This window comes from Bradyrhizobium sp. Rc3b (genome assembly GCF_900114915.1).
Lineage (GTDB): Bacteria > Pseudomonadota > Alphaproteobacteria > Rhizobiales > Xanthobacteraceae > Bradyrhizobium.
Map to the genome: position 1 here is coordinate 64,387 of NZ_FOUS01000023.1, position 20,348 is coordinate 84,734.

13 protein-coding genes and 1 pseudogene are annotated in these 20,348 nt (G+C 57.4%); 9 read left to right on the forward strand and 5 right to left on the reverse strand.

Annotated elements, in window-relative coordinates; translation table 11 throughout:
• The first annotated feature begins 107 nt into the window (after positions 1-107).
• The 7 genes from BM190_RS36420 (at position 108) to BM190_RS36445 (ending at position 9,086) form a co-directional block, all read left to right on the forward strand.
• Positions 108-1,217 (forward strand): nodulation protein NodZ, encoded by a 1,110-nt coding sequence (locus BM190_RS36420; RefSeq protein WP_092262322.1) that lies wholly within the window; start codon positions 108-110, stop codon positions 1,215-1,217.
• A complete protein-coding gene (locus BM190_RS40040; protein ID WP_143109162.1) occupies positions 1,214-1,417 on the forward strand; it encodes a hypothetical protein in 204 nt (67 codons plus the stop codon). Before BM190_RS36420 ends, BM190_RS40040 begins: the two co-directional genes overlap by 4 nt.
• A 481-nt stretch (positions 1,418-1,898) precedes the next feature.
• On the forward strand, positions 1,899-2,735 hold the full coding sequence (locus tag BM190_RS36425; protein WP_092262371.1) for an SDR family NAD(P)-dependent oxidoreductase: 837 nt from the start codon (positions 1,899-1,901) through the stop codon (positions 2,733-2,735).
• 252 nt (positions 2,736-2,987) lie between these two features.
• Positions 2,988-4,742, forward strand: a complete 1,755-nt coding sequence (nifA, locus tag BM190_RS36430; protein ID WP_502687023.1) for a nif-specific transcriptional activator NifA — start codon at positions 2,988-2,990, stop codon at positions 4,740-4,742.
• Between the two features lie 492 nt (positions 4,743-5,234).
• Positions 5,235-6,077: an electron transfer flavoprotein subunit beta/FixA family protein gene (locus BM190_RS36435; protein ID WP_092262324.1), complete on the forward strand. Its 843-nt coding sequence runs from the start codon at positions 5,235-5,237 to the stop codon at positions 6,075-6,077.
• Between the two features lie 1,230 nt (positions 6,078-7,307).
• The gene (locus BM190_RS36440) at positions 7,308-8,402 is read left to right on the forward strand and encodes a GFA family protein (RefSeq protein WP_244550863.1); all 1,095 of its coding nucleotides are present in this window, start codon (positions 7,308-7,310) and stop codon (positions 8,400-8,402) included.
• A gap of 6 nt (positions 8,403-8,408) precedes the next feature.
• Entirely contained in the window at positions 8,409-9,086 is a 678-nt protein-coding gene (locus tag BM190_RS36445) for a 2OG-Fe(II) oxygenase (RefSeq protein ID WP_092262326.1), read from the forward strand.
• Between the two features lie 444 nt (positions 9,087-9,530).
• Here BM190_RS36445 and BM190_RS36450 read toward each other — a convergent pair whose 3' ends face one another.
• Positions 9,531-10,847: a preATP grasp domain-containing protein gene (locus BM190_RS36450; RefSeq protein ID WP_092262327.1), complete on the reverse strand. Its 1,317-nt coding sequence runs from the start codon at positions 10,845-10,847 to the stop codon at positions 9,531-9,533.
• Positions 10,848-10,918: 71 nt separating this feature from the next.
• Between BM190_RS36450 and BM190_RS40045 the strand changes: the two genes are divergently transcribed.
• Positions 10,919-11,269 carry a hypothetical protein gene (locus BM190_RS40045; protein WP_143109163.1) on the forward strand — a complete coding sequence of 117 codons (351 nt, stop codon included), beginning with the start codon at positions 10,919-10,921 and terminating at the stop codon, positions 11,267-11,269.
• A gap of 83 nt (positions 11,270-11,352) precedes the next feature.
• Here BM190_RS40045 and BM190_RS40050 read toward each other — a convergent pair whose 3' ends face one another.
• The 4 genes and pseudogenes from BM190_RS40050 to trpD form a co-directional block, all read right to left on the reverse strand.
• The gene (locus BM190_RS40050) at positions 11,353-11,616 is read right to left on the reverse strand and encodes a hypothetical protein (RefSeq protein WP_143109164.1); all 264 of its coding nucleotides are present in this window, start codon (positions 11,614-11,616) and stop codon (positions 11,353-11,355) included.
• Positions 11,617-12,562: 946 nt separating this feature from the next.
• Positions 12,563-12,918, reverse strand: a pseudogene (locus BM190_RS36460) (M20 family peptidase); the annotation flags it as partial.
• A gap of 376 nt (positions 12,919-13,294) precedes the next feature.
• Positions 13,295-13,480: a hypothetical protein gene (locus tag BM190_RS36465; RefSeq protein WP_177237499.1), complete on the reverse strand. Its 186-nt coding sequence runs from the start codon at positions 13,478-13,480 to the stop codon at positions 13,295-13,297.
• A 255-nt stretch (positions 13,481-13,735) separates the two neighbouring features.
• Positions 13,736-14,749, reverse strand: coding sequence for an anthranilate phosphoribosyltransferase (gene trpD, locus BM190_RS36470; protein WP_092262330.1), 1,014 nt, complete (start codon positions 14,747-14,749; stop codon positions 13,736-13,738).
• 3,766 nt (positions 14,750-18,515) lie between these two features.
• Here trpD and BM190_RS41990 point away from each other — a divergent pair.
• Positions 18,516-18,923, forward strand: a complete 408-nt coding sequence (locus tag BM190_RS41990; RefSeq protein WP_502687024.1) for a DUF7694 domain-containing protein — start codon at positions 18,516-18,518, stop codon at positions 18,921-18,923.
• Positions 18,924-20,348: the final 1,425 nt, after the last annotated feature.

Below are 20,348 nucleotides of genomic sequence, written 5' to 3' on the forward strand. Positions count from 1 at the left end.
GCAAGGGGGTCATCGGCCATCCGACGGAAATCCGGTACGTCGACGCAACATCGCTGAAGAAATTACGGAAACTTGAAAGAACGCGGCACACCAGGGATAGCGCTGCTATGAAGTTCTACCGACGCAGCTCGCCGGCACCGCGATTTCAGGCCGTGGCGTCGAACGAGATGAGTGAGACGTCTGCAGTGACGTCTTTTCTCCAAACTGGAGGACCGGAAGAGGCAATGCAGATGATTAGCGGTTCAAGGAATGACCGGTTCGTAGTGTCCCGGCGACGTACGGGGTTCGGCGATTGCCTATGGTCACTGGCGGCAGCCTGGCGTTTTGCAAAGCAGACAGGACGGACGCTAGCCATTGATTGGCGGGGATCTTGTTATCTCGATGCGCCATTCACCAATGCCTTTCCAGTCTTCTTCGAACCAGTTCATGACATTGCTGGCGTGCGGGTGATTTGTGACGAGGAGATCAATCAGTGTTCATTTCCGGGACCATTCTTCCCGGCATGGTGGAACAAGCCATCCATCGATTGCATCTATCGCCCGGATGAGCAGATTTTTCGGGAACGCGACGAACTCGATCAACTGTTCCAAAGTCAGAAAGATAGTGACGCTAACACAGTTGTGTGTGACGCCTGCCTGATGTGGCGCTGCGATCAGGAGGCCGAGCGAGAAATCTTTCGGAGCATCAAGCCACGACCTGAAGTTCAGGCCCGGATTGATGCTATCTACCGCGAGCACTTTGAATCGTACAGCGTAATCGGCATCCACATCCGCCATGGCAATGGCGAGGATATTATGGGGCATGCTCCCTACTGGGCGGACCCGGATCGCGCCTTGCGACAGGTCTGTAATGCTATTGATAAGGCCAGGGGGTTATCCCATGCAAAACCCGTGAAGGCGTTCCTGTGCACTGACAGCGCAATCGTTCTCGAGAAGGTTTCGACGATATTTCCTGATGTTTTCACGATCCCAAAACAGTTCCAGGCACCTCAGGCCGGCCCATTGCACAACGCCGCGCTCGGAGCCGAGGGCGGCTTTTCCGCCCTCATTGAGATGTATCTCCTTGCGCGCTGCGACACCGTGATCCGTTTCCCCCCGACGAGCGCCTTCACGCGCTACGCGCGTCTCTTGGCCCCACGCGTTATAGAATTCGACTTGAACGATCCGAGCCGATTGATCCTAATTGAAGAAACGTCGGAAGAGCTCGTGGCTTCATGAAAGTCGTAGCCAGCCTAATCGATCTGATTGCTGCTTTTTGCATCGAGCAATATTGGCAGATTTTTTCGAGACGGAAATTGTCTGCCCAAAGTGGTGCTCTATCGCGAACTTCCACCGGAGAAGAGAACGAGGCGGCAGCCGAATGTCTTCCGCTGAAGCCCGGCGCCGACAACAATGACCTTAACGTGCCGCCGCGTTAAACAGTTGGAGCACGCCTTCATCTTTCCCTCGGGGACCCCGCAAGTCGAGTGCGCAATCAATACCGGTCGATGTGCCAGTGCTGCATACAGCAGAGCAGGGAGCTACGAGGTCGCACCAGTTGCCGACGAATCTAACGTGCCAAGCTTGTACGTTAGCTTTTGAATTGAGGCGGCTCCTGGCCGCGGCCCTATCCTGATCGATCGTTGTCTCGTCGAGAGACGCTGGCCATCTTCTGGCTCTTCCGGCCGTGCGATCGGGAAGAGAGCGCGGCTCGTGACCTTGTCTTTACGAAGGCGAGTGTGCCCGCGACGTTACGTGGCTGATGCGCCATCACTGTCACAAAGCACACGCACCGTGTCTTGAACCTGCCCAGCATTGCGCGTGCGCGACATTAGGACGCAAAACGGCAGCCGATTTACATGCATCGCAGTGGCCCAAATCCTGCTACGCGTGCGCCGCGCAGCAGGAGAGGAGACGGGCGTGGGTCTGGATCTGCCAAATGATGATCTGATCAAAGCTCCGGTGCCCGAAACGAATTTGGGTTGCCCGTTCCAGGCCGACAAAGCCCATGTTCATGACGGTGAACAGAAGGTGATGTTGCTCACCGGAGCATCGCGCGGAATTGGTCATGCCACCGCCAAGCTGTTCTCGGAGGCAGGCTGGCGCATCATTTCGTGCGCGCGTCAACCGTTCGAGGGCGAGCGATGCCCCTGGGAGGCAGGGAACAAAGATCATGTCCAGATCGACCTCAGCAATCATCGAATGCTGCCGCGTGCGATCACTGAGGTCAAGAAACGCTTGGCCGGTGCACCTTTGCACGCGCTAGTGAACAATGCCGGTGTCTCACCGAAAACGCCCGCTGGCGATCGGATGACGTCATTGACGACGTCAACGGAGACCTGGATGAGGGTGTTCCATCTCAATTTGGTGGCCCCAATCTTGTTGGCGCAGGGTTTGTTCGACGAGCTAAGAGCCGCGTCAGGATCGATCGTGAATGTGACTTCGATTGCGGGCTCGCGGGTGCACCCGTTTGCCGGCAGTGCCTATGCGACGTCGAAAGCTGCGCTGGCGAGCCTCACACGCGAAATGGCCCACGATTATGCGCCGCATGGCATTCGCGTGAATGCGATCGCGCCCGGTGAAATCAAGACGGACATGTTATCGCCTGATACAGAAGCGCGTGTTGTGCCAAGTATCCCGCTGCGCCGAGTTGGAACCCCGGATGAAGTGGCCAAGGTCATCTTCTTCCTATGCTCGGATGCGGCGAGCTATGTCACGGGGGCCGAGGTGCCGATCAATGGTGGGCAACATCTGTGAATCGGCCAACCTTGGCGACACAGCTGACTTGAGCTGCCGCAGCGGTACTTATGTTCTCCGCTAACGACGCGCACACAATCCGAAAAATGAATGAAAGCACACCGTAAGTTTACCGTCGTGCCATGAAAAGGTGTCACGGTTTTATGTCATCTCGTCAACACTTGGCGTTAGATCGAGAGTGACATGCAAGACGAAGCTCGCCAACCGGGACAAGGTACCAGGGAGGATGATCAAGACAACGGAGACCGCCTCATGCTGGATATCCCATCCTCACGCGAAAGTTCTGCCTCGCAACCTGAGCCGGAGGATAAGCTCGCGGGGGAGCCCTTGCGTGAGAGCGCGCTGACCGGCATCTTCGAAATATCGCAAATACTCACCGCTCCTTGTCGGCTCGAGGTCACGTTGGCCAACGTTGTTGGTCTTCTGCAATCGTTTGTGCAGATGCGACACGGCATCGTCTCACTGTTCGACGAGGACGGTATCCCGGACATCACAGTGGGCGCCGGCTGGAGCGAAGGCAGCGACGAACGTTACCGGATGCAACTGCCGCGGAAGGCAATCGACCAGATCATCGCAACGGACAACCCTCTTGTCGTCGAGAACGTGGCCGCCGAGCCGGTACTCAGCGCTGCCGACCGGGAAGTGCTCGGCGCCTCTGATGATACGCCAGTGTCGTTCATCGGGGTTCCGATTCGTATTGATTCGAAGGTAGTGGGTACGCTGACGGTTGACCGTATCAGGGACGATTGGTCGAGCCTCCGGCTCGAGTACGATGCGCGACTGCTCGCCATGATCGCCAACCTTGTGGGACAAACAGTGAAGTTACATCGCTTGTTCGCCTGCGATCACGAACGACTGATGGCGGAGAAAGACCGGGTACAAAAGCAAGTACTGGAGGTCAGGCAACCCGCTCGGGAGCGCAAGAAGCTAAACGCCCATGGGATCATTGGCGATAGTCCGGCGCTGCGTGGGCTGCTCGAGAAGATTGCGGTTGTGGCCAGATCTAACAGCACGGTTCTGCTGCGTGGGGAATCAGGTACCGGAAAGGAACTTGTAGCCAAGGCTATTCATGAATCATCGTCCCGCGCCCGGCGCTCGTTCGTTAAGCTGAATTGCGCCGCGCTTCCTGAGACCGTCCTGGAATCCGAATTATTCGGTCATGAGAAAGGCGCCTTTACCGGTGCGTTCAGCTCTCGCAAGGGGCGCTTCGAACTTGCTGATAAAGGAACGCTGTTTCTTGACGAGATCGGCGAGATCTCAGCTCCGTTCCAGGCCAAGTTGCTGCGCGTTTTGCAAGAGCAGGAGTTCGAGCGCGTCGGCAGCAACCACACTATTAAGGTCGATGTTCGAGTGATAGCTGCGACCAACAAGAACCTTGAAGAGGCTGTCGCAAGGAGCGAGTTCCGCGCGGACCTCTACTATCGCATCAGCGTAGTTCCCTTGTTATTGCCACCACTGCGCGAAAGACGCAGTGATATTCCGCTGCTTGCTAAGGAATTCCTGAGAAAATTCAATAACGAGAACGGCCGTAATCTGACGCTGGAGGCGAGTGCGATCGATGTACTGATGAACTGCGGCTTTCCCGGGAATGTCCGTGAACTCGAAAACTGCATCGAGCGGACAGCGACGCTGTGTGCTGGATCATCGATCGTGAGAAGTGACTTTGCATGCTGCCAGGGCCAGTGTCTTTCGGCGATGCTGTGGAAAAGCGTGCCGGAGGAGAGGCCAGACCAGCCCGCACCCATGCCCCCGGTGCCGGCAAAGTCCATCAGCCCGCTAGCTGAAGCGACCCAGCCGATCCAGTCTGCCTGCGGCGAACTGGCCTCGCTGGGGCCGCCTGGCACAGTTCTCGTTAGTGGCGCGAAGGTCGCCGATCGCGAACGGGTCATTGCGGCCATGGAAAAGTCCGGCTGGGTACAGGCAAAAGCAGCCCGCCTACTCGGACTGACGCCGCGCCAGATTGGCTACGCGCTGAGGAAATATGGAATCGAGATAAAGCGGTTCTGAACGACAACATCGCTCGGAACTGCTGGTGCCAAATAGCTATACGAGGACCATCTCTGATAGGCGATCGCAATCCGAAGGGAATGAGTAGGTCCGCCCTCGCGGACGGACGGTGCGCCATGACATTCTGAGCGTCACCTGCGCCCCATCCAATCGCGAACCGCCGGTTGCTCAACATCTAACAAGCTATCTTGCCTGTCCGTCGATCAAACTCGGACTGGTGAGCGGGCATGCTCATTGAGCGTCACCCGTCGGCCGTCCGGTGGTGATTCGCGGCGGTAATCTGTCGCAAGCTGTCCTGGCCTCACTCAAACGAGGTGCCCTGCCAACGGCGCTGGCGCAGCCCTGACGTATGTTGGCATTCATTCGTCGGGAAGTGGGGTTGGGGCGTATCAGCCGGTCTAAGCCTCTGCGATACCGAGATTCCAAGAGGGCGGACGATGGTACAACACTTGCTGTGCCCTTCGCAGCTGTCGCAAATTTTGGAGCAACACCGTGCACAATGTCGTCTGCATCAAACAGGTTCCGGACTCGGCGCAGATCCGCGTGCACCCCGTGACCAATACAATCATGCGTCAGGGAGTGCCGACCATCATCAACCCATACGACCTCTACGCGCTCGAGGCCGCGCTAGAGCTGCGCGATCGGTTCGGCGGAGAAATTACCGTGCTTACAATGGGACCGCCATCGGCGGAAGATTCGTTGCGAAAGGCGCTGACTTATGGCGCCGATCGCGCCGTCCTACTCACCGATCGCTGCTTTGCGGGTTCCGACACCTTGGCCACAACGTATGCACTTGCAACAGCCATCCGAAAAATTGGTAAGGAATATGGTCCGACAAACCTCATCTTTACGGGAAAGCAGACCATTGACGGCGATACGGCGCAGGTTGGGCCCGGCATCGCAAAGCGGCTGGGCGTACTGCAGCTAACCTACGTTGCGAAGGTCCGATCGTTAGATCTCGCTGCCCATACAATTGAAGCGGAACGACGCTCCGAAGGTGGTGTCCAGGTGCTGCACACGAAGTTGCCCTGTCTCATCACCATGCTGGAGGCAACGAATCAGGTTCGGCGCGGCGCGATGGCCGATGCCTTGCGTGCCGCGCGTGCACAAATCGTGAAATGGAGCGCAAACGATGCCGGTATCGAAGACGTCTCCAAATGCGGCCTCAGGGGATCGCCGACCGTCGTCAAGCGAGTATTCGCTCCATCTGCGCGGGCTGAGAAGGCGGCGCTGGTTGAGGCCGGCGAGCAACCGGCGCAGGCGTTGATAGACGCTATTTTCAAACATCAGCCGAAGCTCGAAGCCGACCTTGCGGCACTTGTCCGTGACGCTTGATCTGGAAGAGTGCTGATCGAAACGGTCAAGGATGCGCCAACACCATCAGGCACCCCGACCAGTGAGCGCGCAAGATGTAGCTAGGCATCTCAGCCCACGACTTGCGCGTTCCGGCCCATTGCTTTCTTCGATTGCTCGCGATCCCCGGGACTCGCATGTTCCTAGACCACGTTATGGCCTCGATCGATGCTCGGAGTTGGTTGCGATTGGCAGGCGCATCGCCAAAAGGGCGCGCATGGCGTTCGCATCCCGCTATATGGTCGTGTTCGGCCGAGTTGAGGCGGCTGCTTCGCGGTAGTTGTCACCAGCGACGAAGGAATGCGTCAGCGAGTCACCATGCTAACGCCCAAACGCCAAAAGCGCCGTCGCGCTGTTCAGGGCGCGAAGCTTACCTATGTGGCACCTTTTGACCAATCTCCGCAATTCAGCATCCTATACGCAGTCTGAGTGGCCGCCGGCTGTTCACCGTCTGGTGTCTGACCGCCGTGCAAGCGCTGTCAGGTTCAATACAGTTGCGTTGAGGAGCCGGTCGCAAGCATTTTGCCAATGTATTCAGACTGTGAAGCGAATGCACGGGTTGGCACGGTGATTGCTGTAAGTGCCAAGAAGATAGCGTGGTGGCGCTGGCGAACCCGAAACGTAGCGGCAGTCTCTGTGGAAGCTCGTGCCAGCCAGCAGCCGGCATTTCGCGCAGATTGTGACCGAAGGGCCCAAGAGCCAGGTAGATGCGGATAGTGCTTGCAATGCTGTACGAAGCTCATAGCGGTTCGATCAACTGGCAGGAGCAGCAACCGCGACGGCCTGTGCGGCGCAATATCTCACCATGACTCTGCAAGCGAATGCTGACGGTGCCGGGAATTCGCGGCATCCGACTTTTCGTAGACCAGTATCCGTCTGGATCGCCGCCGGCCGGTTGATCTACGCGCTCCCTTCGATGCGCGTGAGCAGAACTGAGCGTGGCGCTGCCTGCTACCGTGAAGGTCGCCAGCGAGAATGTCGCCTGGATGGTGAATGGCATCACGAGCCCGTCGAAACCAACGGCCTCGCGGTAGCGAATAGTTGGCCCGGACACAAAGTGGCTCCGTCAAGAATCGTTCTCTCCTCATCGCCAGGGGCTAAATGACATCTCAAGTATTCCGATTTACACCCGATCAGCCTCCGCAGATATGCTGCGAGCATTTGACTGAGCGAGCGCGAGCCCTGTTGGGCGCGCACCCGTTCGCTGCGGAGATGTCCGAGGAACAGCTCGCTAGCCTGCTGCCTGAATATTTGGCGATGTCGCAGGCGTTCCCGTACCTCCAGGCGGGATCGCAACGGGATCTCATTTTTGATGCAATGAATCAGAATCGAGACCTCGCGAGAGACATCGAAATGACGAGCGTGGTCGCAAATTTCATCTGTTGGGATGAGACGGGCGGTTATGGCCAAATTCTGCGGGGCGGCAAGGCGGCGCTACCCGATATTCTTGTGACTGACAAGTTCCACTCTAACCTACTTAGAAAGGATGCCTCGCAGCTACTCGGCAGACCAATACGACCCAACTACAGCGCCACAACAAAGCGGTACCTGCATTCTCTCTATGCCGGTTTGTCATCGAAAGATCCCTTAGTGCGTTGCGCTTACATGGTTGCTTTTGAGCTACATGCCGCTGACATGATCCAGTCGCTGTGGACCACTCTGGTCAGAACCTTTAAGGCGCGACCCAACGATCTTGAGTACTTCCGCAGCCATGTCGGCGGAGAAGATCCCGCGGAGAAGTATCACGGAGAAATGACAAGCCGGCTGATTGGGGAGCTTGTCCCGGCTGACCGTAATGATCGCTTTTTGAGCGAATTCGATCGCGCCTATCGGCTCAGCTTACAGTGGTGCCGCGATCTTGTCCCAATTGCCTCAGTTCACGGAGATGATCAGTCGGAGATCGAACACTGTGGCCGTTGTCATTGTGGATCCGTCAAGTTCTACGTCCAAGCACCGCGAGAGCTTTCTGCAGTTCGATGCAATTGCTCAATCTGCCAAATGTCGGGATTTGTGCACTTGCTCGTGCCCGGCAACAAGCTTCGCATAGAGTCCGGCGAAGAATTCCTCACGGAATATCAGTTCAACAAGAACATCGCTCGGCATACGTTTTGCCGGGTTTGTGGCGTAAAGCCATTCTATAGGCCGCGCTCGAACCCTGCCGGATTCAGCGTAAATATCCGATGCCTGGATAACAGGACGATCGAACGCATAACAATGAGCGAGTTCGATGGCAAGCATTGGGAGCAAGCATTCCGCTCGATGCACCAGGACTTGGAGTCCTGCAACGAGCATACAACCCTGGAGTGAATTCGAATGGCACGCGCGACGAATTATAAATCCCGTCTGCTTTCAGAAGAAGCTTTGACAAAATACCGCATAGAGCTGTTGGTGAAGGGGACGGTCGTGATCGGCCCCCAGATATTGTTCACCCAAGATGACTTGGCCAAGATCGATCAGCTGCAGGCTGAGATTCGCGAAGAAGAAGTGAGGGAAGGAGATGCCGGCGACTCGCACAATGTATTCGTTAAGCGCGTGAGGTTAGACCCGCCCGGCCGCGCTCCTAGCGACGTGAGCGGTGCAGGTCCAGGGCAGATCATGGAACTGCTTGAAAGGAAAGACCGCAGCTTTGCGCTAAGAAAGATTTTGGGAGCCACGTCGGATTACGTGATTCGCCGATGCCAAATGCATCGGATGCCTCCGGGTTCGTTTGTTGGCCTTCATCTGGATGCTGCGAGCGACCCGGATTTCGAGTACGCGGTGATTGTGCAGCTGGCGAGGGGCTTCGAGGGGGGTGAGTTCGTGGTCTATCCAAGCGAGTACGAACACCAGGTATTCCGACCTCCATTTGGCGCCGTTCTTGTCACCACATGTAAGCTCCGGCACGAGGTGAGGCCTGTGCTGTCCGGCGAACGCCGCTCGCTGGTCTACTTCTGTTCAAAACGCAGCGGCGCGAACCGCCGGATCATCGAAAGCTCTACCGCTGGCCTATGAGGTGGGTGCGTCGAACCGGGAGGTCGGCGCGCGCAATGGTGTACTCGCGCTGGGCACAAGAAGCCCGGCGTTGTGGTTAGGTTCTCGAAAGCTAGTAGACCGAGCAAACAGCCGAATGCTCGGATTGAGACGGCATATGCGCGCACTGAGGTTTTGCAGGCTCCATCGGCAGTGAAGGCTCTGAAGCCTCTGGGCACGCTTGGTCTTTTGCTCGATTGTCCTACATCAGACGAGCCCTGAGTATTTAAGTGAGAACGGACGGACTTTACCTCAAGCCGCGGGGTTGCAGGAGTCGGGCAGCGGGGCCCGAAGAGAACTTGTCGGTTTCCTCGTCGGCAGATGCAGAGGTTTTCGAACAACAGTTGCGGGAGATCGCCAATGCAGGTGGCGGCGTGCCGATGAAAGTCTCCATTCATCAGGTCGGCCGCATCCTCGAGATCTCAATCAAACCATTCGCAGCAGCCGATCCTCCAGATCGCGGGCCGCGGGCCTATCGCGCGCAATCACAAGGCACTCCACCGTGCCAGCCTCTGCGTCCGAGGCAAGCGGGATCACCCCCTCCTTGCGTGTGCGGTCGAACAGAATTTCGTCCTGGACGAAACGATCATGCGCTGCTTGGAGAGATTGTGATCGAACATTTCTTACAGATAGAATAACGTTGCAACCGGAATAGTCGAAGCCCAGCAACCGGACGGCAATGCTGTGTAACACCGAGCCGCCACCCCAGCGACCGTTCGCTTCGTTAAACAGCAACCGTCCGTCATCCGCGATAATGGCGTCAATGTTGATCATTCCACGATATCCCAGGTTTCGCACAAGCGCCACAAACCGGTAGGCATGCGCCTGAGCAGTCAACCATTGCTCGTCGTCCAGGTCGCTTGGAAGCTCAAGTCCTGTCCAGATCAGAGCTCTTTCGGATCGATCCGCGCTTTTACGCAGTCGTATGTTTCCGCTGTTCATGAAAACGATTGAACCATCATCCTCGATTTCATACTCGAGATAGAAGAAAGACTTGGCCAAGTGGTACGACTCCACCACCAGCGTCTTACAAGATGCAGTTGTCATCTCAGACCAAAGCGCGTCAGAATCAAACGACGGCCATGGAATTTGCCGGGTATCTCTTGCCCCAGGTAGTGGATCGCTTTCATTGCCGGTCAGGATGACATTTCCGACCCCACCGGCTCCATTATCCAGCTTTACAATGACGCTGCCGGTGTCGTCTCTGAGAGAAGTGACGGCTCTGAATAGTTCGTTTGGGTCCGCGGTGACGGATCCATTGGGCAACGGAAGTGCGACGCTTGTCGCCAATTGACGGAAGTGGCTCTTGCGGTTCAGCAGATCAGGCCCTCGCTGCAGAGCGAAGTCGTCGCCGGTCTGCGGTATGCCCAGCCTGGCCGCCAGGCGTGCGACGCCTTCGGTAGAGTAGCAGGGATACAATCGCCAGTTCGATTTCTGACGAATATGTCTGTTGATCCGCTCAACAACAGCTTTGGACAGAAGTGTGCAATCATCAAGGACTGGAGATTGGCGGGCACCTTCCGGTACAAGCAGATAAAGACTCGATACGTCGAAATCGAGCGTCGCGCCAATGAAGGATAGCAGATCCGCCGGGATGACTACCGGGGAGACTATCAGGTCACCTTCATGAGCAAACCACGCTGAACGGTATGCCGAATTTGCGGCGAGCGAACGCTGGGCTCGTGTCAGTTCGGCGCCGGACATCTGAGCTGTACCGGCATTCATGATCAGGATCCGCGGCATCCGTGACCTCCAGACATTTGGGTGCGATCAGACACGGACCGTGATGCCAACATTGGGGAACTTGCCGCCACATGGTGAGCACTGAGCGAAGCTTGATTTGGCACCGTCTTGATCCGAAAGAGGATAGGTCGGTGCTTTCTCATCGACCATTGCAGCTCCAGAGAATTCCACCCGCTGAAGCTGAGGATCGCGATCCGATCTTGCTTCTGGACGCCGAGCTGATTGAAGGCGTGAGCGATCCGCTCATTCTGTCGGTTGAGGCTGACGCAGCTGCGGCTGCCCTTCGAAATGGATTGCCATTTTGTCGGAGCATGCGCAACGGTTCGATCGATCAGGCTGCAGAGATCAAAGTCGTCGTTCATGCGCTTCGGGCCCGCATAATACGCTTGCCGCGAGTTGCCTTCGCAGCAGCCAAAAATTGATTGGCGAGAGCCCGATCACACGCTGCGCCCTTGTGCAGGCTATGATCACACCGCCTCGGAAAGGACACGGTTTTTGGTGGTTCTCATCGGTTGCGAACAATGGATATTGATTGGGGGATCTCAGCGGATTGATCACTCTCTCTGTTCTGCTGGGCGGCGGTCGTGTGCATCTGGCCGTAGTGATAGGCACACCACGAGGAGAGTTTCTTGCCGCGTCTTTGATATACAGGCTCGCCGCACATATAGGCCTCTCTGGCATCTCCATCTTTGAAGCCGATGATGCAGCGGCATTGGCCCTCGATATGATCGATCAACAGGACCTTATTGACGCCGTCTGGCTCTTTCAACTTGCTGCTCCATAATGCCAAGCGATTATCTTATGCCGAGCTAGTCACGCCGAGCGACGGTTGCAGCTCAGGCTTTTTGAAAACTACGCAGGCATTTCGTTTGTCGCACCTTTGCGGGGTGGGATTGACTTGCCACCACGGGAAAAAAGTTCGAACGGAACGGCAAGCCGGTTCGCTGATTTTGGCGCGGTGTCGCGCTGGAGGACGGGCTTGGTTCAGATTTGGGAAGCAGCGTCCCGACGCAGGGGACGGGGAAGGAGGTCTACCTCGGTCAATTCTGATCTGCTCGGCTCTTTAGTGCTCCGCCCCCAAACAGCCACATAGTCTCGCTTCCGGAACGGCGAGCCATTCCCAAAGCGACTTGCGAGCCATAGCGCCGCGATCCGGACGCGCTGCAGAGCCCTTCCAGCCGATCTGCCACCGGGGCTGAGGGGCATGACCGACGTCGGGGCGGGTATCTGACCAGCTGACACATTCGCAATCCTTCACAATCCCGGCGGCAGACCGAATAGGTGCCGATCTGACGACTGTACAACTTAACGTTACGTCCGATTCAAGCCCTTTTAGGGAACGTGCCCAAGCTCCCAAATCGGGCCGCCGGCCGGTCTGGTGTCGCGCGTTCAGCGCTGCGATCTGGGTCTTCAGGGGCGCTGCCCATGGGCCCATGGTCGGAAACGCTCGCTCTTTTGCGACCAAGTGCTGGCTACCCTGTAGCCGATCGCCAGCCTCTCGCCTCCGCTGCGCCGTCATTGAATAGCCCAGTCACTTGTATCCTACGCTGACGCTGCAATGCTAATTGCGGCATCCGGCCGATAGTTTTCGATGAGGTCGGTTTGATGGGGGAGCAGCCTGTGGCCTTTTGGGAAGGCGAGGAACGATCCTTGGAATTTGCCTGCGGCCATTTTCCAAGGCACGTCGCGGTCACTGAATTCGCCTGGTGCCGGGGTTATTGCAGCGTCTGGTAGAGGCGGTGCAGCAGCCGCGCGCGAGGATTCAATCGACGAGATGTAGAGCTGCTCATAATGCGTATGAGGGGCGCGTGCCGTCGATGCCAAGGCGGTCAAGGATCGCGGTATGCCGCGCGGTGAAATTGCCATCCGAGCCACCGCCGCTGAAGGTGTCGAGCAGCTCGAAGCCAGGCTCTCCAGAGCTTTTTGGCACGCGTAAAGCGCGGCACCGACGCTGCTCTTCTCGTATGGCGGACGCTTCAATTCGCCCGATACCTTCATGCTGACGCTGTCGGTCGCTGATGCCGAGAATCTTTCGCGCCAGCTGGTCGGCATGAGCCATGGTCGGGACGCGCGATCTATTGCGCGCGTAATGGAGTACCCGGTGTGGAAATTACGTGACGAGTAGGGTCAGAGTGAGACCGGTATGACTTCGACTTCATCAGGTACAATCATGACCGGACGACGTGCAATATCTCGGCGCGTTACGCCGGATCGGCGGCCGCAGCGGCAGAACTGAGGATTGCCGCCGCCACGTGTTTTCACAGGGCTCTCATCAAACAGGAAGCCGCGCTGAGCAATCCGGCGACGCGCCAGTTCACAAGTAGCCGTGGTCCCGATCCGACAAGGCTGGGCTGGAGCCTCGCTGGGCCCCGCGAGGTCGCGATGATGTCGATTGCAGTACGGCGCGCCTGCCAGGCTTTCGCCGCGTGTAGACGGCATCGGTGCACCTAATGCAAGTTTAGGAGAACACGTTTTTTTGCATCGAGAAGATGCTGATCGAGCGTCGCGTGCAACGCACCGCGCAGCTCGGGCGGGATCGAGCTATCCGTATCGATCAACTCCCGAAACTTCCGAATGATGTGTTCTATCACCGCGATAGACCCGAGTGTATCAATCCTCTGCCAGGACATCATCGATTGCCTCCTTTGGGGCGCAGCGCGCTTCATTGCGGCTCCTCACCTCAGCGACCCGGCCTGCAACAGGCTCTCGTCGACAAAAGTTGGCTCTCGGGCCGCGTGCTCAGCGTGAATTGTTTTCGTGTGGGCGAGCACAGGCGGCCCACGCTCCTTGAAACTCCGCAGAAGTGACGCGCATTCGAGGCTGAAAAACTTTCGTGCCCGTGAGCAGCAGACTTGGTCGCAATACGAGACATTCGGCCAACTCGGCTGTCAGGCGTTCGAAACCGCGATCAGGCGCTTCAGTCGACCGGCCGCGGCGCCGCAATCAAGTGATTCTTTTCCAAGTGCTACGCCCTCCGTCAGTGTCGAGGCCCGCCCGGCCACGATCAACGCCGCCGCCGCGTTCAAAAGCGCGGCGTCGCGAAATCGACTTGGTACGCCGTCAAGTACATTTCGCAGCACGACGGCATTAGCCTCCGCATCCCCGCTCTCCAGCGCGTCGTTGCGGCAGCGGGGCAGCCCGGCTTCTTCCGGCGTCACTTCGAAGGTGCGGACTGTACCCGCCTCAAGCGCAGCAACAAACGTTGGGCCGGTGAGGGTTAGTTCCTCGAGCCCGTCCGAGCCATGAACAACCCATACCGACTCGGCACCAAGGTTCTTCAAGACGTACGCCAGGGGCTGCACCCATTCGGGAGAGAATACCCCAACGATCTGCCGCTTGAGCGCCGCCGGGTTGCACACAGCCTCAGTTAGATTAAAGATCGTATGGGTTCCAACGGCGATCCGGATCTGCCCGATGCGCTGCATCGCGGGATAACGCGCGGGCGCAAACATGAAGCCGATGTCGGCTTCCTGCACGCAACGTGCGATGGCCTCAGGCTTGAGATCGACCTTCACACCGAGGTGCGCCAATACGTCTGCGGCGCTTGAACTCGAAGACGCAGCGCGGCTGGTATGCTTGGCCACAGGAATGCCTGCCCCGGCGACGATGAAGGAAGCACACGTCGATACGTTGGCCGAATACATAAGGGTCTCGCTCGTGCCGGCGAGACCGACGGGGTCGCATGCCGTCTCAACCCGCGGCATTCTATTCCGCATCGCCCAGGCGGCGCCGGTAACTTCTGCGACCGTCTCGCCCCGGACCCGCATCGCCATCAACAAGGCACCGATTTGCGAGGGAGTTGCGTCACCCGACATCATGATGTCGAAGGCTGACGCACTTTCCTCGCGCGTCAGGGTGCCGCCCGTGGCAAGTTTACCGATGATCGATCTAAGCACATCCATCGAACTTTACACACACTCCTTGTCCAAAGCTCGAGCTCTTCCGTTGAGCGAGACATCGTGAAGAGACCGGGCACCGACTGCCTTAATGCAGTGGCCTGCCCCAAGCGGCATAGCCTGATTGACGCTTGAGGCGGCAGCCGGCTGAGTGTGGGCACTGTTGGCGAGGCTACAACCTGACGCTACGTGAGGGTCAAGCTCTCCACTTCCAGCCGCCACATATTCACTTCGAGTTACTGCTCTTGTGGCCAGTGTCTCGCACCGAGATCACGTAGCGACATTGCTGACTGAGGCTCTCTTGCTTGGATCTGAGGCAGGCAGTGATAGCGGTGGGATCTGGTATGTGGCTGCTACAAAGGCGGAACACATCCTCAATGCAAGCCTGTTTCTCTTCTGCGCTCGGCGCCTGATCGCGCGCGATGACCGGCCCGGGGATTACAGCCGTGATTGCGAGGACAAGAGCGATGGCCCAGAGGAAGATTTTGAGGCGCGAAGTCAACCGAGTTCGTTGATTGTGAGCCATGAGATCCCTTCTATTACGTGTAACTGCGTTATTGCTGTTCCTGTGCGAAGCGCCTGCCGACCAGGAAAATAGGCCGGAAGTGCTTAGGTACGGTGCCGGCATGCTCGTTGTTCTCTTTCTGCGGTCCGTACAGTGCTGGTCATCTGCCCGGTATAACAGGCACGACCCCTGCGTAGTGGCGGAGCACCACGAACAATGGAGCAGTGCCGGCTGAGCTGGCCTAGTAGGTGATCATCCCGCAGCTTCCGCTGGTTCAATGTATGCATGGGTGTTGCGTGGCATTGCTTGAACGTGACATCTGCCAGGTACTTTGGCTGAGCCTACCCGCCAGCCGCCGTAGCCCGCGCAACGTCGAGCTGAAAGGGCCAGAGATCAGGTAAAAAGCGCAGCTGCGCTCAAGCGTCTGTTGATGATGCAATCGATCGTTCAGAGCGAACCATGATGGCGCCAAGACCATTTTTGATGTAATCGCACCTATGTTCCGCGTTATGTGAAAACGGTGGGTGGGTTATCCGGAATGGAGCTTCGGTGTCCCGTTCGTTCCGGCGAGGCTACGGTCATGGAAGAGGCTACGGTCATGGAAGCGCCAGCCGTGCAGATCTCAAAACGCGCGATTTCGTCCAGTCGCGACAGGAACAGCTCCGACGAAGCGCGGACGAGAATGCATTCCGAGGAACTTATCTTGCTGATTGCGTCGCGCCACTTGAGTTTAGGTGTCTGAAGCATTCGCAGTTCTCACGACGTGTCCGGGACGTCTGGATTGTCGGACGTGTCCAGGATCGTACAATCTAACGCTACGTGCGATTCAAGCCCTTTCGTGCATCCGATCGTCGGAGGATGTCGGGGCTGTGTATAATACGAGCCTCGGCTCAACGCGCACTGTGATGCTTGAGAATAGCGGCTATGCGGAGCGACCGTCCGATTCGCGAACCGAGGTCACGAGCATTGCTGTTACGTGATTTTACGGAGTGACATTGTCGCATTTCCTTGATCTGCGAATTGCATGCTCTCGGCATGAATCCGAAAAGTAAACTCTACCAACCCGACCACTGGCGAGGCCGTGCGGAAGCAACGCGGAAGAAAGCGGAAGCGCTCGCTGAGGGAACAGCCAAAGACAGGCTGCTTAAAATTGCCGTGGAATACGACGAGCTGGCTCGGCGTGCCCAGGTGTGGCAGATGCATAGAAACGAGGACGATGCGTGGCCTGAGGAAGCGCTGTAAAGCGTCGCTGTGGATCAGCAAAAGGTCCCGGCGTGTTGATCGCTGCCCCACCCCCACCACGCAAATTCCGCTCAATCAAGCAAGTCAGTAGTGGAAGGGACGTTCAGGGCTCCGTAGGGAGGCATCCTGACGGTCCTGTGCAGCGCTCCAGATTGCGACACGTACGTGAAGGCAGAGCAAGCCACCTGCCGAACGCTCCTTCAGGTCTCCTTGTTTGTCAGGTTCTCGAAAGCTAATTATCATATCACGGGAATGTGGAACCCTAGACCTCTATTTGCAGTCAATGCGTCGCGCTTAACCTGCAAGCCCGGATGCCATCCGTGTGCGGATGTGTTGAGCTGTTGCAGGTCGGTGTTTGGCACTTCGTCGCGGCTGCAATGGCAATCAGTTCGCCAATTCGAGGTATCTGCGTCAGGCCTCAATATCTCCTCTGGGTGGGCGCGGTGTCGATTTCTAGGTGGTCGCGCGAAATGTGCACGCGAACCGAGCCCGTGAAAGAGCTCTCCACGTCCGATTCATTCTGCGCATACAATACGGCCGTTGCGTGCGAAAGGCGTCGGAAAGCCCCTCCAGGCTTCATCCGAACAGGTTATTTCAGAAGAACGCTGCGATGATCCAGTAGATACCCGCCCAAAGCAGCGCATTTATGAGGAGTGCGAGCAACGGCCAAAGATTCCACCTCCTTTGCGCCTGCCCGGAGCGACAATCGGCGCCGTAACGCTTGGTCGTCGGGTGCCTTGGTGTGCGCCAGTGCGTCATTTCATCAGACGTTGCGCTGATCCACGGAGAAATGCCGGGCTTTGCATGCCTCGTACCACTCATAAGTTCGCAGTCCTCTTTTATAGGAAGAGTATTAGAATCGTTGCCTGTTGCGCGGCGAGCATCCGGCGATGGAATGCTCGTGTATCGTCGGTACAGTTAAGGCCGCTTCCCGTCACCGCAGCAATCTACGTGCCACGACGGGGAAGTGTCGGGACCGCTTTGATGCAAGCAAAGGCGCCTCTCTCGGGCGTTGGCGACCCAGAGTCGCTGCCCGAGGTCGGATTCGCGACGTTCACGTCGGAAAGACAACACCCGCATTAGCAGCAAAGACGTGAGCGCGTTCGCGAGCACCATACCGTGAGCAATGAGTTGGGACTAGCATCGTAGTGAAGCAGGAAGATCGGCCAACGGTCGCACTCAATGAGATCGACTAATCATTGTTTCTGACCATTAGCTTACGAGGAGACATCGAGTAGGTAGGCAGTCCGCTGGATGTAATAACTCGAAGACAATTCATGCCAGGCGCCGGCGACTCTGGTGTAGGCCAGTTCGAGTTGACCCCGCACAATTCAATCGCATTCAAATAGTGAGCGCATTGGCAGTATCCGGGCTCGACCAGAAAGCCGCGAATGATCAAGTACTATGATCTCACCGAGCATTGATATCGCCGCGAAGCACCAACTGCCACCAGCACTTTGCGAGGCATCATCAGATGTGGATGTCAAACGTCATAAAAGGGGCGTGCCATGATTACGACTAATTCATTGAAGAGTGGGTGGCTGCCAAGAGCCGCCAATTTCTTGTGCTCAGGCAGGTCGCCATCAAACATGAATGGGCGCTAACGCTTGCATGAAGTGCGAGAGAGTGATGGCGGACATTATTGTTGCTGATGGCGCTCTGTTCGGCGATGTGCGACCGATACTGGCTGGTCTCGATGCGTAAGATGCCTTCAGAGAGGCGCGATGACAGAGCTGGATTGTGAGCGGAAAGGTGCAATTCGGCGGACTGAGTTGCATCGCGCGGATCGTGCTACCGGTCATAATCCGGCAATGAGTGGCCCCTGATAGCGTTCGCCGCCCGCAGTGTAAGTGAGAAGAGTATAATAGGAGAACGAGTGATGATGGACATCTGCGCCTTTCTCAGATGGTGCACTGAAGAGTGGTCTAGGAGCGCTGGGCCCAGGATCGAGCTGATCGACGAGTTTGCAGCCTGCGTCGAGCTGAAGGCCACCCGGGAGGCAAAGGAGCGGGCGTGCGCGCGCAGATGATAGAGAAGCTGGAGGCCGGCCGCGTGCAACACGGCCGGTTCGGTACCGCTCCGGGATCGGGACCTTGCGGCGTGTTCCTTGTGCAGGGGCCTTGCGGGTGTGGACTGAAGATAACTGGATTCGTCCGTCCCGGCTGGGAGCATGTTGCTGTCTCGACGCCGCGGCGCTGTCCGAACTGGGAGGAGATGTGCTTTGTCAAAGACCTGTTCTGGGATCAAGAGGAGTGTGTCATGCAACTGCATCCACCACATTCGCAGTACGTGAATAACAGCCGATATTGCCTTCATCTGTGGAGACCAACTCATCGGGAGATCCCGACGCCGCCGCCAAGCTTTGTAGGCGTTGTTGGACTAGGGCCCTCAGACGCAGCAATGTTGTTCGCGCGGATGAGCGCGACAGCATGAGGAGATGAGTTTGGCAATATCCGAGTGGAAGGTGACGCCGAGCGGTTGCAGAAACACCGCTTCGGCCCCCCCCCCGAACTGAGGCGCCATATATGGGTCTAGGTCTCGATCGATCGGCTGTCGCCGTGTGCGGGCGGGCTGAGCCTGAAATTGGCTGCTGTCAGGTAGGAGCCAACAGTGCACCGATCCAGTTTAAGATTACGGAATCGTGCTGAAGGTGGTTCGGCAGCAACAAGGCAGTTACTGGCCGATCCGACGACGCGAATTGCGCAATATTTGGCGCGAGAAGTGTGTACCGGTCGACAGCATAACGCGGTGAGGGTGAGATCAAGGCCAACGCGACGGTCGAAGTTAGTTTGACGAACGCGTTGTCCAGGGTCGCCATCATCCTGACTACATCCGGATTGACCTGCTGTCGCTGAGCGACAGTCATGAGCTCGTCGGCCACTACCCCGCACCCGAGCGGGGCATGTGCAGTGGCGGCGGCGACACAGAGTACGCGCGGGCCAATAGCTTCGGCACTTATCTGGTTGAGAGAAGTTTTGTTCGGTCAGGTCAGATGCGTGAGTTGTTCGAAAGTCTCACTGACCGTTACAGGAACCTGAACAGACATGAAGTATCGACTGACGTCACACCAAGAATGACGTGAGTGTTTCGGAAGTTGCAACAGACCTTGCCGGGCCCCACGGATCGGATTCGATAGATGCCGGAGAGTCGCATCGGGTCCGAAAGTGCAATCACGACAGTCAACATGGATTGTGGCGCCTGAACGTGCACCCGACGGGCGAGCGCAGCTCACCGCGGCCCACCGGTCGTTGGGGGATACGCTCGACGGTAGGTCGCTGGAAGTCGTGCAGGAGAGAAGAATGTTCAGAGAGACGCTTGCCTGTCACTCAGGTTGATGAGCGCGTGACCTCCCGTGCCAGAGCCTGAATGGGCTGCGCTTGCACTCAAGCAGGTTCGTTGGCCGATTGGAGCTTGCCTGAAAGCTGGCCAAGCTCCTGGCGTGGGTTACGACCTTCGCACTTAAAGGCTAAGGGCGGGCATCACGCATCAAAAAGCCGGCAAAACGCCTTTTCGTCTACTTCGGAATCGTTGTCGGCCACTTCCCTACTGAGCTCGCCAGCCAAAGCAGCTGCTGTCAACCACGATGCATATCGCCGCACCAGGGCACGACCGAGTCGACGCTCGCCACGAGCTCCGCAAAAGTCCGGCCGTCCTCGCCACTGCGCTTGCGCTGACGTTCGGCTCTGGTGACGTCGAAAACGGAACCGACGCAGGGATAACACTATGCTGTTCGTTTCAGGCCTGACGGTCAAACCTTGCACCAAGCTGGACTGCAGGGTCAGCGGACAATTTAAATCCCGAGAAATGCGTGTGACACTCTGAATTTACGGCCCGGTGTCCTCTCCGCGGAGTAGACAA